This window comes from Paenibacillus sp. JT22N12, from assembly GCF_056269365.1.
The window spans coordinates 387,600-400,360 of sequence record NZ_JBWDNU010000005.1; the positions used below are offsets into that span (position 1 = coordinate 387,600).

Sequence of the window (12,761 nt, forward strand, 5' to 3'; positions counted from 1 at the left end):
TTCCCGCGAAGCAAGCTATCTGATATGTCTGAGCTTATCCGGATTAACGACGATATAAATGGCGGAAATGCGCATATCCTCGATAAGAAAGGTGAAAACACTGGCGGGACTGTCATGTTCGTACGTAACGATTCCGGGTTGACCATTAACCACTGCGGTTTTGTAGGAGAAGCCGGGCTGCAGTTTCTTCAATACACCGGCAAAGAAACGGGATATCCGGTCGGGACCCAGGATAGGCAGGACCGCGGCGGATACTTTGCCCCCGCCGTCCGTGTAAAGAGCTGCGTCATGGGACAAGGCATGCATTAACTGGCTGACGTCGCCTTTGGTCAATGCCGATACAAACTGATTGACCATGTCCGCTAATTGATCATTCTGCGGCTTGGGCAGCCGGTCTGCCGCAGAACTTCCCATCTCCTGCTGCGTTGATGGTGGTCTAATGCTGCGCCTGGCGCGGTGGAAAATCTGCCGGCAGTTCGCCGGGCTTTTGCCTACGATCTCCGCGATTTCATCGTATTCATACTGCAGCACCTCCCGCAGCAGGAAGACTGCCCGCTCCACCCAGGACAGCTGCTGCAGCAATAAAAGATAGGCCATGGACAAGGATTCCTGCCGGGCGTAAGCATCATAGGGATCCTCACTACCGCTCTGCCCGGTGATGAGCGGCTCAGGCAGCCATGTACCGACATAAAGCTCCCGCTTCTTCTGGGAGGAACGGAGACGGTCGATGCAGCGGTTCGTTACAATTTTGCACAGATACGATTTTATATTATGAATCCGTTCGGAATCTGCGGCGTTATACGACAGGAACGCTTCATGCACAATGTCCTCCGCGTCCATGACACTTCCCAGCATGCGATAGGCCAATGTGAACAGCAAGGTCTTGTAGGAAGCATACATTTGATCCGTGAATGAGGCATTTTCCATGAGAAGCCCCCTTTCTCTCCTTTGTAAGAGCCGGTTGATGATTTCGGTGCCCCCGCCTCGCTTCCGCTCCGCTTCTTCAGGAGAAGACGGACTCGGGGACGAGCGATTCACCAGCCGCCGAAAGCTCCTTCAAGAGCTGGATGGATGCGCGTCTGGCGCTCGCTGCAGCCGCATCCGCCAGCATTTCTCCATGGCTGGCCCAATCTCCTGCCACATAAAGACCTTCTATTCCTGCAACAGCCGGTCCTGGCATGGGGTCTCTGCGGCCAATATGCATGTAATCGTGAACGACCGTTATATTCGGCAGATACTGTCTGGCGACCACTTCTTTTTGCCAATGGGGATGCAGGAGATTCATCGTTTGCTCCAGCTTGCGTTCGTCTTCCCGCGGATCACTCTCCCCGGTCCCATTATACTGGATAAGATGCACGATCTGCTCGCCGTTGTCGCTCAATTTGGAGGATCTTGAATGATTTGTGAAAAAAACGGGCTGGTCAATTCCCATTGCAAGCTGTCTGCCGGGTACGGGCAGGCGTCTCAGGGAGAGGTCCAGACACGCCGCCATAATCGGCCGGGCATCCTCCGTCCAGCTTCGCAGCGCGGTTTGCTCAGCGCCCGGGAACAACCGGGACGTTTCATTCGGAGATAGTGTGCTGATGATCCGGGAAACATTCAGCACTTCCTGGTCATCCAGCAGCAGGCCGCAGACAGAGCCATTATCATGCCTGATTTGCGATACCTTCTTATTATTCAGCACGGTTACTCCAGCCTTCACCGCCTGCACGCGAAGCTGATCGACGATCGTTTGCCAGCCCCCGTCCAAATAGAGCACGCCGCTCTTGAGCGCGAGCTGCACCTGCCGGACCGCAGGACCAACCCGTTGATAATCGATGTCTTTGCTGTAGGTGGATGTCCTGCACAGCGCATAGAACAGATGACGGACCATCGGATCGCGGATTTCCTGCTCGGCCCATTCCCGCAAGCTGATATTCCCCATGGCGGCGGTATCCATTTTGCCCAATTTGATCATAAACCGTCCAAACTCCATTTTACCCGACAGGGTCAGAAGCCGGGACGATAATAATTTCAGGGCATCGCCCGGCAGCGGGACAATCCCGTTCTGCCAAATGGCCAGCCCGCTTGCAGAAGGCTTCCCTCCCTGCAGACTTACGCCTAACTGCTGCAGAATCGGATAGGCTTCCCCTCCGAGATAAAGCGCATGGCCTCCCAGATTAAAGAGGGCGCCATTCTTGTTGACGGTGATGGCCCTCCCTCCTACACGTGACGATTTCTCCAGTAAAATAACAGACTTCTTCGCTCTTGCCAAATCTATCGCCGCGATTAACCCGGATATTCCTCCACCGATTACGGCTGCATCATAATTTTTCATGTTAAGCTCCTCCTTATTTGGTTGAACTGCAAACAAGACGGAGATCGGTGATCTGCTGTGACAAATCATTCAAAAAAACATTATGCGGCTGGGCAGAAAGGATTTGTTTTTTAACCATTATGTAATAATTACGAATAATTAAAGCATATCTATTCTATATCCCGATCAGGGAAATGAACGAAACGATGAAAGGATACAATGGAAATGACCATTCCAGTTATGATCTTGAGCGGCTTTCTGGGCAGCGGCAAAACGACTCTGCTGCTGCGGCTGCTGGAAGAGGCGCGAATCCGGGGGATAAGGCCGGGGATATTAATGAACGAGTTGGGCAAACAGGACGTGGACGGGAATATTTTAAGCGAGCAGCTTGGTGTTCAGGTCGAGAAGCTGCTCGACGGCTGCGTCTGCTGCAGCAAAAAAGAAGAACTTGCCGGAAGTCTGGAAGCGCTGCTTATGGGACAACCCGATATTCTCTTGCTGGAGCTTACGGGCGTGGCTGATCCCGGGGATGTGGTTGCGATTGCGAAAGGGCCGGCGTTTGCAGAGCATATCGGGGACATCCGTGTCATTACTGTCCTGGACGCCGAATATGTACTGGATTATAACAGCATCTTCGCTTCCGACCGTCAGCTTGTGAAGACTTTGCGCCGCCAAATCGTTTCGGCCGGTCTTGTTATCGTCAATAAAACGGACCTGATCCACCCGAATATATCCGGAAAAATTGAAAAAGCAATCCGCAAGCTCAACGAAAAAGCGGAGATTGTCTACACCGTCAGAAGCCATATCGATACCGCTGCACTGCTCGCCGGCATACGTCCGAATGAAGAGCCGCCTTCAGCCGCGAGTCCATTCCGTGTGTTAAGCGGACATCCCCCCGCAGAGGGCAAGCCGCATACAAAGCCCCATCATCACATCGCCGAATCCTACTCGCAGATGCAAGCCGTTACCCTGCCCTCTCCGGCCGGGGAACAAGTCAGCAGGGAGCAGGTGGAGCAATTTCTGCATGATTGGAGCGGGCATCTGGTTCGGGCCAAAGGATATATCCGCATCGCAGGCGCAGAGGCGATTCAATTAGTCCAATATGCCGGGAAGCGAACGGTATGGGAGCCCTCCAATTACCCCGGCACTCCTTATCTGGTCGCGATCGGCATGCAATTGAACGATACGGATCTGGCTGCCCGCTGGACGAGGCTTTGGCAGGCGGAGGTTGAGGTTTGAACGGGCATTAACCGTATACCCTCCCGCGCTTAATCCTTATTGGAGCAGGTTCAGCAGGGTTTTGACGGAATTGTCTATAAACGAACGCTCGGGGCGGGACTTCATCATGACGGTAAGCCCGATCAGCGACACCACGAGCGTTTGAGCCATTACCTGAGCATTCATATCATTCCCAAATTCACCCGAACGGATGCCTGTTTCAATCGTCTCCTGAAACAAGGCAGCCAGATACATCTGATGTTCTCTTGTCAGGATCTCCATTTTTCTGTCATGCGGGGCGAGCTCTACCATCGTATTGATGCAAAAGCAGCCCCTGCTTGGCCCGTCATCATACCCCTCTTCCACGATGCTTTCAAAATAGGAGCGGAAGGCTTCTTTTACCGATGCGGTGTTTTGCAGCTTCGCCCTGGCATTGGAAGAGTGGTCACGGGTGTATTTGCGGAGCGCGGCTTCAAACAGCCCCTGTTTATTGCCGAAGGCCGCATATATGCTTGGCCTTTGAATGCCCATTCCGGATGTCAAATCACTCAAGGAAACGGCTTCATACCCCTTCTCCCAAAAGAGCTGCAGCGCAGCATCCAATGCTTGATCCTCGTCAAATTCCCGTGGCCTTGTCATAATATGACCTCATTTCATATCAATCAGTATAATATCATGTTAGTATGATCAGCGATTATTGTCAAATTCAACTCCAATTATCAAACGACTTTCTGTTATTATCAACAATTTCGGGTTTTTATCTTGACATTACATATTCATCATCGTTATATTTACATCAATTCATAACGTACCAATTAGTATGAAATAATCGTGATTTCACTCATCAAGGGGAGTTGTTGATTCATGGAATATGGGGAATCCGGTAAAGGAGTGGCCCTCATCGGAGAGAATGTCAACGTACAGCCGGAAACAGAAGAAGCATCCAAAGAGACCGTATCCGAAGCTGCTCCTGTTCCCGCACTGAAAAGTTCCACAGCAATGCTGTTTGCCGTTTCCTGCGGGCTGGCGGTCGCTAATATTTATTATGCCCAGCCGCTTCTTGACACTCTTGCGGGCGAATTCGGTATTGGACAGGCATCCGTCGGCATGGTCATAACCATGACTCAAATTTGTTATGCGCTGGGACTGCTGCTGCTCGTCCCGCTTGGCGATCTGGTCAACCGTCGCAGGCTGATCGTCACTCATCTCCTGTTGTCCGTACTGGCGTTGGTCATAGTCGGATTCGCGCCCACCGGCATTATATTGTTTGCGGGAATGGCTGCTGTCGGCTTGCTTGCCGTCGTGACGCAGACTGTGGTTGCCTATGCCGCAGCGTTGGCGGCACCTGCCGAGCGCGGGCGTGTGGTGGGACTGGTGACAAGCGGAATAGTTATCGGAATTTTACTTGCCAGAACTTTTGCGGGGATTTTGACCGATTTGGCAGGCTGGCGTTCGGTCTATTATATTTCTTCGGCTGTGACGCTGGCGATGGCCTGCTTATTGTTCCGGGTACTCCCTCGATATGAGCAGAGGAAAGCGCCGCTTTCCTATTCGCAGCTGCTTCGTTCGGTATTCGCCTTGTTCCTTCAGGAGCCGGTTCTGCGCATCCGCGCCGTGCTCGCTCTCTTGATCTTCACCGCGTTCAGCATCCTTTGGACTTCACTGGTACTGCCGCTAAGCGCGCCGCCTATCTCGCTTTCCCATACTGCAATCGGCTCGTTCGGGCTTGCTGGGGCGGCCGGGGCATTGGCGGCAGCAAGGGCAGGCAGGCTGGCGGATCGGGGGTTGGGACAATGGACCACCGGAACCGCGCTTGCCCTCCTGCTCCTCTCATGGCTGCCGATCAGTTTCATCAACCAATCGCTATTCGCTTTAATTGTTGGGGTTGTCCTGCTCGACCTCGCGGTACAAGCGGTGCATGTCACCAACCAGAGCATGATCATGAGCGTTCGTCCCGAGGCGCGCAGCCGGCTCACAGCCGGTTATATGATCTTTTATTCCATCGGCAGCGCTGCAGGTTCAACCGGCTCGACCGCAGTCTACGCGCATGCCGGCTGGAGCGGTGTATGCATGCTTGGCGCAGCGGTCAGCGCATTCGCCTTGTTGTTCTGGGCGCTGACTCGCCGCCGGACCGACCGGCTGCTCAACCAATCCTGAATTATTACGTTATTCGCGGTAAGACGGTTGAATCAATCCGGGATATTAACCTTTTGCCAGGTTGAGCTGCCAGGAAACGCCGTATTGATCCGCTACCCAGCCAAACTTCTCACTCACGGGAGATGGCGCCAGCGGCATCAAGATCTGACCGCCTTCGGACAACCGTTCGAAGACGCGGTTGATTTCTTCTTCAGTCTCAAAGGATACGAACAGGGAGATGGCCGGTGTGAATGTGAAAGCATGCTCGACGATGCTGTCTATACACATGAACGATTGACCTCTCAGGGTGAATACAGCATGCATGACCGTTCCGTCCTCATGGTGCATGATACTGTTTACCTCGGATTGGCCGAATAAAGAGATGTAGAAATTCATTGCCTCCTCCGCCTTGCCGGAGAACATGAGAAACGTGGTAATGGATTGATTTGTCGCTGGTCTCTATCCCGGATGGGAATACACCAGGCGTTTTTATACATTCAAAAATTAAGTTACAATTTATATATTATGTAACTTGACACATGAAACTTGAAACAGTAATATAGCCTCATAGGAAAGGAGGAATGTATCATCGCAGACTCCACGATTTCCCGGACATCCATTCTTGATGCCGCTGAAGAAGTTCTCCGACGATTCGGAATGGCCAAATCCAACTTGTCCGACGTGGCCCGGGCGCTCGGTGTCAGTCATGCAGCGATCTACAGGCATTTTGACAATAAAGCTGCGCTCCGCGAAGCTATGGCCGAGCGGTGGCTGAACCATGTCATGGAGCCGCTGAATGCCATTGTAGCCAATAATGACGAACCTGAAATCCGCTTGCGAAGCTGGCTCGATACTCTGCGGGCATTCAAACGCAGCCGGGCCTTAACCGATCCGGAGCTCTTCGCCATGTATATGGCTCTGACCGCTGAAGCGGCCGACTTGCTGCATCGTCATGTCGGGGACATGCTGGAACAGCTGACTGTCATTATTGCAGACGGTATTGCCGCAGGCGTTTTTGCGCCGTGCGATGCGCGGGAGAGCGCACGGGCATTTTATCTGGCTACGACCCGTTTCCATCATCCCAGTCATGCGGGGGAATGGGAATTATCCGATTCCGACATCAATTATGAAATTACCTGGAAACTGCTGATGAGTGGTTTAACAAGCAGATCCTAGGTGCAACAGGTCCAGTCTTCAAATAATGTTGTTGTTTTGAGGGGATGATTGCAGATGTATGCCATTATGGGCATTACAGGACAAGTCGGAGGTGCTGCAGCCGAGGCGCTGCTGGCGGAAGGCAAGCAGGTTAGAGCCATCGTAAGGAATGAAGAAAAGGCCAAAGCATGGCGTGAACGCGGCGCCGAGACGGCGATTGCGGATTATCGCGACTCTGCAGCCCTGCAGGAAGCTTTTACAGCCGTGAAAGGTGTATTCGTTATGAATCCGCCTTATTTTTATCCGGAGGATGGATTTCCCGAAACAAGAGCGGTTGCGGAATCCATACGCAGGGCGCTTGAAGCCGCAGCTCCGCCGAAGTTCGTTGCTTTGTCCTCTGTTGGCGCGCATCGCGATCATGGACTTGGAATTATTGAATCTCTGCATATCCTGGAGCAGGAGCTTGGGCGGCTGTCTATTCCTTCGGCATTTCTGCGAGCAGCCTGGTTCATGGACAATTCTTTCTGGGATATTGAGCCTGCGCGAAGAGAAGGACAAATTCCCGGTTTCCTTTCCCCATCGGATCGTAAGATACCGATGATTTCGACGTTGGACATCGGCAGAATTGCAGCCGAAACCCTTCAGCAAAGCTGGGAAGGCACGCGCTATCTTGAACTGCAGGGACCAGACTCCTATTCCCCCGATGATATTGCTTCTGTGCTCGGCAGGCTGCTGGATCGCAAGGTAGGGGCCGTTTCCATTCCCCGTGCTGATTGGGATGAGCTCTTTATCAGCCAGGGCGGGATTGCCGGACAGATACATGGCAGAATTGAAATGCTGGATGGCTTCAATAACGGATGGATTGACTTTGAGCGCCAAGGAACTGAGCTTGTCTCGGGTTCAGTGACATTAGAGGAATCTTTGAAAAAGCTTATGTAAACAATATAACGAGAAGAGCTTGCTGTAATATCCATTTTGCGGAGGTGTATCAGGAAGATGATGAATAAGAGAGTGCTTGGTAAGAATCTTGAAGTGTCCGCGCTGGGCCTGGGCTGTATGGGCATGTCCGCTTTCTACGGCGGAAGGGACGACGAGGAATCGAACTTGACGATCGAACGCGCATTGGAGCTGGGTATTACTTTTTTTGATACAGCTGATATGTATGGAACAGGCCGGAATGAAGAACTTGTCGGCAAGGCGCTTGCCAAGCGCCGCAGCGAAGTTGTGATCGCGACCAAATTCGGCAACCAATGGAACGACGAAGGCAAGATGATCGGCATCAATGGGCGTCCCGAATATGTGAAGGCTGCCTGCGAAGCGAGCCTGCGCAGGCTTGGAACAGATCATATTGATCTTTATTACCAGCATCGCGTAGACCGCAATACGCCGATTGAAGAAACGGTTGGGGCTATGTCCGATCTCGTCCGCGAAGGAAAAGTGCGATACATCGGATTATCCGAAGCCGGTCCCGCCACCATCCGCAGAGCCCATGCGGTTCATCCGATTACGGCCCTGCAGACGGAATATTCGCTGTGGAGCCGGGATGTCGAGGATGAGATCCTGCCGACATGCAGGGAGCTCGGCATCGGCTTCGTCCCGTACAGTCCGCTTGGACGCGGGTTCCTGACCGGGGAGATTAAGAAATTCGATGATCTTGCGGAGGATGATTTCCGCCGAAACTCCCCGAGATTCCAGGGCGACAATTTCCGCAAGAATCTGGACCTTGTCAGCAAGATCGAGGAATTGGCCGCCATTAAAGGCTGTCAGCCTTCGCAGCTGGCGCTGGCCTGGCTGCTGGCTCAGGGCAACGACATTGTGCCCATTCCCGGTACGAAGCGGAGAAAGTATCTGGAGGAGAATATAGGCGCGCTTGGGATTCAGTTCACTCCGGACGAGCTTAAGCTGATCGACGAAATCGCCCCCAAAGGTGTGGCGGAGGGAACCCGCTATGCAGAGGCGGGCATGAATAACCTGAGCTTGTAATGATCGTATCTGCTGGATAACGATCACACTGTCCTGCTTCCCGTCAGCAATGCTTTACTTGTTGGTTCTGGTTGCTCGTTTCTCAAACAAAGAAGGCCACCCGGGTGTCTAACTTCGCCCAGGTGGTCTTCTTTGAATTCTAAAACAATCTGTCCAAGCGCAACTCGTTCAGAGCCGCATCGCTTAAAAAAAGCCAAGCGCAGATTGCCCGAACAGTCATTGATAAATGCTACTCCTTCAGATCGGCCAGACTTACCGCTCCGCCCGAACGCGCCGACAGATTGGAAGCCTCCATCAGCCGAGTCAGATCGAGTGCAAGTTCCATATTCCGGGTGCCCGGAATTCCGCTGCGGATACTCGATACCCACTGCTCGAACGCCGTTGGCAGCGCGTCGGGCAGCGGCCACTCCACAACAGGATCTGCGCCGTTAGCGTAGCCAGCGACGATAAGCTTGCGGCTGTGAGCGGAATACTGCAGGCTGCCCTCCGTCCCGTGCACTTCAAGCGTGAACGGCGAGAACGGGTTCACAAACCCCGCCTCAACGATACCAAGAGCACCGTCAGGATAGCGAAGCACGACTGCGGCATTGTCCTCCACTTCGCGGCCGGTTACATAACCGTAGCTTGCGCTGACGCTCTCCGGCATGCCGAGCAGCAGGCGCGTCAGATACATCGGATGGCATCCGAGATCGATCATCGCGCCGCCTGCGCACTGCTCCAGGCTGTAGAAATAAGCCGGCAGCCCGGTTTCCGAAAGCGCGCCTTTATGCGCCAGCCTCATGCGGGCCAGCGTCAGCCTGCCGAGCAGACCTTTGCCGATAACCTCCTGCGCAGCCTGTGCGAACGGCGTATTCAGCCGTGGCAGCGATACGGTAAGCATGACTCCTGCGGAATCCACGGCCGCCATAATTTCATTGCACTCCAGGATGGTAGGGGCAAGCACCTTTTCCGTAAAAATATGCTTGCCTGCATTCGCAGCCGCCACCATAATATCCCGATGCATCGTCGTTGGCGCGGTTACGATGACCGCATCGATGCCAGGCTCAGCCAGCAGCTCCGCCAGATTATCGTAATAGGGAACCTGATGCGTATCCGCGTGCATGCGCCCCCGCTGCGGATCCTCATCCCATACGGCCGCAATGGCAATATCAGGATGCTGCTGCGCCTGCAGCACGTAATCCTTGGCATGAACATGCCAGAAGCTCAATATTGCTGTCCGGATCATTTTATCCCTTCCTCCCATCGACCGGATCAGTCAAAATAGACTGCATTCCCGGTACGGTTCGATTCATAGATTGCCTCAATAATCTCGGATACGACGCACGCCTGCTCCGGTGTGGTCATCGGTTCCGTGTCATTCACAACAGCTTCGATCCAGAGACGGATCTCCTTGTCGTGCATGCTTTCCTTGCGGCCCTCGAAGAAGTCCGCGCCTTTGACGTTGAATTGGATATCGGTATCGTACAGCCGCCCGAACTTCTCTCCGTTGATGCGCAGCGTTTCCTTCACATCCGCTCCGCCCTCGGTTCCGCACAGCGTATAGATGGCCTCCCGCGCATCGAGCATATTCAGCGCCCAGCTGGATTCCAGCATGACCGTAGCGCCGTTCTTCATCACGATCATTCCGAATGCCGAATCCTCAACCGTGAATTTCTTCGGGTCCCAAGGACCGGCGGCATTCGCAGCCTGCTCGCGCTGCGACAGCTTGTGATAGGCCGAACCAAGCACTACGCGCGGTTCATAATTGTTCATCAGCCAGAGAGTCAGATCGAGCGCATGGGTGCCGATGTCGATAAGCGGCCCGCCGCCCTGCTTGTCCTTGTCCAGGAAGACGCCCCAGGTCGGTACGCCCCGTCTGCGGAGAGCATGCGCCTTGGCAAAATAAATATCGCCCAGCTCGCCGTTCTCGCACATTTTCTTCATGAACAGACTGTCCGGACGGAAGCGGTTGTTGTAGCCGATCGTCAGCTTCTTGCCCGTACGGCGGGCCGCTTCCGCCATGCGGCGGGCATCCGCTGCCGTCTTCGCCATCGGCTTCTCGCACATGACGTGCTTGCCTGCTTCCAGCGCCGCGATGGACACCTCGGCATGGGCGTCGTTCGGGGTGCATACATGGATGACATCGATGGAGGCATCCGCCAGCAGCTCGCGGTAGTCCGCATAGACCTTGGCTCCGGAAACGCCGAATTTATCCGCAGCCTGCCGGGCACGTTCAGACACGATATCGCTGAACGCGCACAGCTCGACCTGCTCCAGCTTGCTGAGCGAGGGCAAATGCTTGCCGGAAGCGATGGACCCGCAGCCGATCACGCCAACCTTTACTTTGTCCATCATTGCTGGCCACCTCCCAGCAGCTCTCTGATTTCCGCCAGTCTGTCCTTGATGCGCAGCGGTACTTCCGCATGCAGCTCGGCCCAGGTCACATACAAGGCGGGATCGATGCGATACTCGGTAAATTCCATGGATGGCTTGAAACGGCGCGTCTTCAAGTACTGCTCCACCAGCCGGTCCGTCTCGTCATCGGTCGTATAGACGCCGTCGAACGGACTGGTGATGAGCAGGCCCCGCCGTCCAGCCGTTTCATACGTGCAGGTCATCAGCTCGGGCAGCAGATAGAACATATCCGGCTGCGGCAGGAAGGCGTGCTTGCCGGGCTGGGAATACAGCTTGACATGGGTGCCGTCCACCAGATTGCTGCGGTCATGGAGCAGTCCTTTGAAATGCCGGCCGTGAAAGCTGGCGTCGCAGTCCACTACTTCGCCGTCATGTCCGACATAGATCCATACATGCTCCAGCTCGTAAAGATGCTGGATATCGTAATCCCAATAGATTGCATATTCGATCAGATATTTGACCTGCGGGTCTTCAAATTCGAAGATTCTGCGCGTCGAGGGAGAAGGTCCCGCCTCTTCCAGTACGGTAACGCCGACACGGACAGGGAAGAAAGGCTCGTTGTTGTCAAAATAAATATAAGGGGCGTATTTGGAAATCCATTCGTTATTCATTGTTATATTCATCCTTCCAGGAGAGCTGTTTTTTGGGTGATACGATTATGGCTTTGTTCGATTTCTTCAGGCAGGCACTGTGATTTCAGTTCATATACCTTGATTGGCGCGCGCTTGATGACCTCGAGGAAATGGTCGAAATAGACGTCATCCCCGCTGTGCACATACGGGCACCAGTGATCCGACAGTCCGATCGTCTCGTGAATATGAACGCCGACGATATGGGTACTGACCTCCCGCAGGTCGCGCAAATTGTCGTACAGGCCCATCCGGTCCATCATCATGGCGTGTCCGATGTCGTACCAGAGCCCGACCGGGCTGCCCTTCAGGCTTTCTATAAGCGCCCCGGCCTCCCGTAGCGTCGGGATCTGATAGCAGCGGGCACGCGTCTCAATGCCGATGGCGACGCGATAGCCTTTTCTGGCCACAAATTCACTGATCTCCTCCAGGCTGTGCCGGATTCGATTGAGATAAGACGGGGCAAGCTTCTCCCGCCTCTCCGTCATCTCCTGCCACAGCTCCCGGTATTCCTGCGAATCCCGGCCCTGCTCGCGGTAGATCTGCTTGAGCTGCGAATCGATATTGACCGGGAACGGCACCTCGCCGGGATGAACGACGACCGCCCCCGCCCCGTAACGGTCCGCATATTCAATGGACTGCTTCAGCAGGTCGACTGCGCGCCTGCGTTTCTCTTCATCCTCGAAGCCGAGCATGACGGAATCCGTGTCGTACTCCTTGTCGTCGACGAACGGGAACGCATGATGAACGCTGGATATGCGGATCCCGCCGCTGTCAATCATCGGCTCGATCGTCTCCAGATGCTCGCGCGTCACATTATAGTTCAGCTCGACGCAGCCGAAACCAAGGCCTTTGATCTCTTCGATCATGGCCCGGCCATCCCGGTGCTTCTTGATGTTCCAGCAGGTAGAAAACGAAAACTCTCCCTTGTCCGTTACCTTGTTCATATC

Annotated in this window: 13 protein-coding genes; 5 read left to right on the plus strand and 8 right to left on the minus strand. The window is 54.1% G+C overall.

Annotated elements, in window-relative coordinates:
* Positions 1 to 15: 15 nt before the first annotated feature.
* Entirely contained in the window at positions 16 to 927 is a 912-nt protein-coding gene (locus AC0YOA_RS20970; RefSeq protein WP_475788253.1) for an RNA polymerase sigma-70 factor, read from the minus strand.
* A gap of 76 nt (positions 928 to 1,003) precedes the next feature.
* Complete coding sequence (locus AC0YOA_RS20975) at positions 1,004 to 2,317, minus strand: phytoene desaturase family protein (protein WP_475788254.1); 1,314 nt, start codon at positions 2,315 to 2,317, stop codon at positions 1,004 to 1,006.
* 204 nt (positions 2,318 to 2,521) lie between these two features.
* Between AC0YOA_RS20975 and AC0YOA_RS20980 the strand changes: the two genes are divergently transcribed.
* Complete coding sequence (locus AC0YOA_RS20980) at positions 2,522 to 3,535, plus strand: CobW family GTP-binding protein (RefSeq protein WP_475788255.1); 1,014 nt, start codon at positions 2,522 to 2,524, stop codon at positions 3,533 to 3,535.
* A gap of 36 nt (positions 3,536 to 3,571) precedes the next feature.
* Here the strand turns inward: AC0YOA_RS20980 and AC0YOA_RS20985 are convergent, their stop codons facing one another.
* Positions 3,572 to 4,153: a TetR/AcrR family transcriptional regulator gene (locus AC0YOA_RS20985; RefSeq protein WP_475788256.1), complete on the minus strand. Its 582-nt coding sequence runs from the start codon at positions 4,151 to 4,153 to the stop codon at positions 3,572 to 3,574.
* A 360-nt stretch (positions 4,154 to 4,513) separates the two neighbouring features.
* Here AC0YOA_RS20985 and AC0YOA_RS20990 point away from each other — a divergent pair, with 360 nt between their 5' ends.
* Entirely contained in the window at positions 4,514 to 5,671 is a 1,158-nt protein-coding gene (locus tag AC0YOA_RS20990; RefSeq protein WP_475788341.1) for an MFS transporter, read from the plus strand.
* Positions 5,672 to 5,716: 45 nt separating this feature from the next.
* On the opposite strand, the gene AC0YOA_RS20995 is transcribed toward AC0YOA_RS20990, so the two are convergent.
* Positions 5,717 to 6,088: a VOC family protein gene (locus tag AC0YOA_RS20995; RefSeq protein ID WP_475788342.1), complete on the minus strand. Its 372-nt coding sequence runs from the start codon at positions 6,086 to 6,088 to the stop codon at positions 5,717 to 5,719.
* Between the two features lie 180 nt (positions 6,089 to 6,268).
* Here AC0YOA_RS20995 and AC0YOA_RS21000 point away from each other — a divergent pair, with 180 nt between their 5' ends.
* From AC0YOA_RS21000 to AC0YOA_RS21010, 3 genes are read left to right on the plus strand one after another with little or no spacing between them, the layout of a single operon-like run.
* Positions 6,269 to 6,826 carry a TetR/AcrR family transcriptional regulator gene (locus AC0YOA_RS21000; RefSeq protein ID WP_475788343.1) on the plus strand — a complete coding sequence of 186 codons (558 nt, stop codon included), beginning with the start codon at positions 6,269 to 6,271 and terminating at the stop codon, positions 6,824 to 6,826.
* A 54-nt stretch (positions 6,827 to 6,880) separates the two neighbouring features.
* A complete protein-coding gene (locus AC0YOA_RS21005; protein WP_475788257.1) occupies positions 6,881 to 7,744 on the plus strand; it encodes an NmrA family NAD(P)-binding protein in 864 nt (287 codons plus the stop codon).
* A 60-nt stretch (positions 7,745 to 7,804) separates the two neighbouring features.
* Positions 7,805 to 8,788: an aldo/keto reductase gene (locus AC0YOA_RS21010; RefSeq protein ID WP_210038935.1), complete on the plus strand. Its 984-nt coding sequence runs from the start codon at positions 7,805 to 7,807 to the stop codon at positions 8,786 to 8,788.
* Between the two features lie 229 nt (positions 8,789 to 9,017).
* On the opposite strand, the gene AC0YOA_RS21015 is transcribed toward AC0YOA_RS21010, so the two are convergent.
* The 4 genes from AC0YOA_RS21015 to AC0YOA_RS21030 are packed head-to-tail and all read right to left on the minus strand — an operon-like array spanning position 9,018 to position 12,758.
* The gene (locus AC0YOA_RS21015) at positions 9,018 to 10,013 is read right to left on the minus strand and encodes a Gfo/Idh/MocA family protein (RefSeq protein WP_475788258.1); all 996 of its coding nucleotides are present in this window, start codon (positions 10,011 to 10,013) and stop codon (positions 9,018 to 9,020) included.
* Between the two features lie 26 nt (positions 10,014 to 10,039).
* Positions 10,040 to 11,122: a Gfo/Idh/MocA family protein gene (locus AC0YOA_RS21020; RefSeq protein ID WP_475788259.1), complete on the minus strand. Its 1,083-nt coding sequence runs from the start codon at positions 11,120 to 11,122 to the stop codon at positions 10,040 to 10,042.
* On the minus strand, positions 11,119 to 11,793 hold the full coding sequence (locus AC0YOA_RS21025) for a hypothetical protein (RefSeq protein WP_475788260.1): 675 nt from the start codon (positions 11,791 to 11,793) through the stop codon (positions 11,119 to 11,121). Before AC0YOA_RS21025 ends, AC0YOA_RS21020 begins: the two co-directional genes overlap by 4 nt.
* A gap of 8 nt (positions 11,794 to 11,801) precedes the next feature.
* Positions 11,802 to 12,758: a sugar phosphate isomerase/epimerase family protein gene (locus tag AC0YOA_RS21030; RefSeq protein ID WP_475788261.1), complete on the minus strand. Its 957-nt coding sequence runs from the start codon at positions 12,756 to 12,758 to the stop codon at positions 11,802 to 11,804.
* Positions 12,759 to 12,761 lie beyond the last annotated feature (3 nt).

Bases quoted from the DNA above. Each gene is read 5' to 3' on its own strand.
- AC0YOA_RS21025 (WP_475788260.1), bottom strand. From the start codon at position 11,793: ATGAATAACGAATGGATTTCCAAATACGCCCCTTATATTTATTTTGAC.
- AC0YOA_RS21030 (WP_475788261.1), bottom strand. From the start codon at position 12,758: ATGAACAAGGTAACGGACAAGGGAGAGTTTTCGTTTTCTACCTGCTGG.
- AC0YOA_RS21020 (WP_475788259.1), bottom strand. From the start codon at position 11,122: ATGATGGACAAAGTAAAGGTTGGCGTGATCGGCTGCGGGTCCATCGCT.
- AC0YOA_RS21015 (WP_475788258.1), bottom strand. From the start codon at position 10,013: ATGATCCGGACAGCAATATTGAGCTTCTGGCATGTTCATGCCAAGGAT.
- AC0YOA_RS20985 (WP_475788256.1), bottom strand. From the start codon at position 4,153: ATGACAAGGCCACGGGAATTTGACGAGGATCAAGCATTGGATGCTGCG.
- AC0YOA_RS20990 (WP_475788341.1), top strand. From the start codon at position 4,514: ATGCTGTTTGCCGTTTCCTGCGGGCTGGCGGTCGCTAATATTTATTAT.
- AC0YOA_RS21005 (WP_475788257.1), top strand. From the start codon at position 6,881: ATGTATGCCATTATGGGCATTACAGGACAAGTCGGAGGTGCTGCAGCC.
- AC0YOA_RS20980 (WP_475788255.1), top strand. From the start codon at position 2,522: ATGACCATTCCAGTTATGATCTTGAGCGGCTTTCTGGGCAGCGGCAAA.
- AC0YOA_RS21010 (WP_210038935.1), top strand. From the start codon at position 7,805: ATGAATAAGAGAGTGCTTGGTAAGAATCTTGAAGTGTCCGCGCTGGGC.
- AC0YOA_RS20975 (WP_475788254.1), bottom strand. From the start codon at position 2,317: ATGAAAAATTATGATGCAGCCGTAATCGGTGGAGGAATATCCGGGTTA.
- AC0YOA_RS20970 (WP_475788253.1), bottom strand. From the start codon at position 927: ATGGAAAATGCCTCATTCACGGATCAAATGTATGCTTCCTACAAGACC.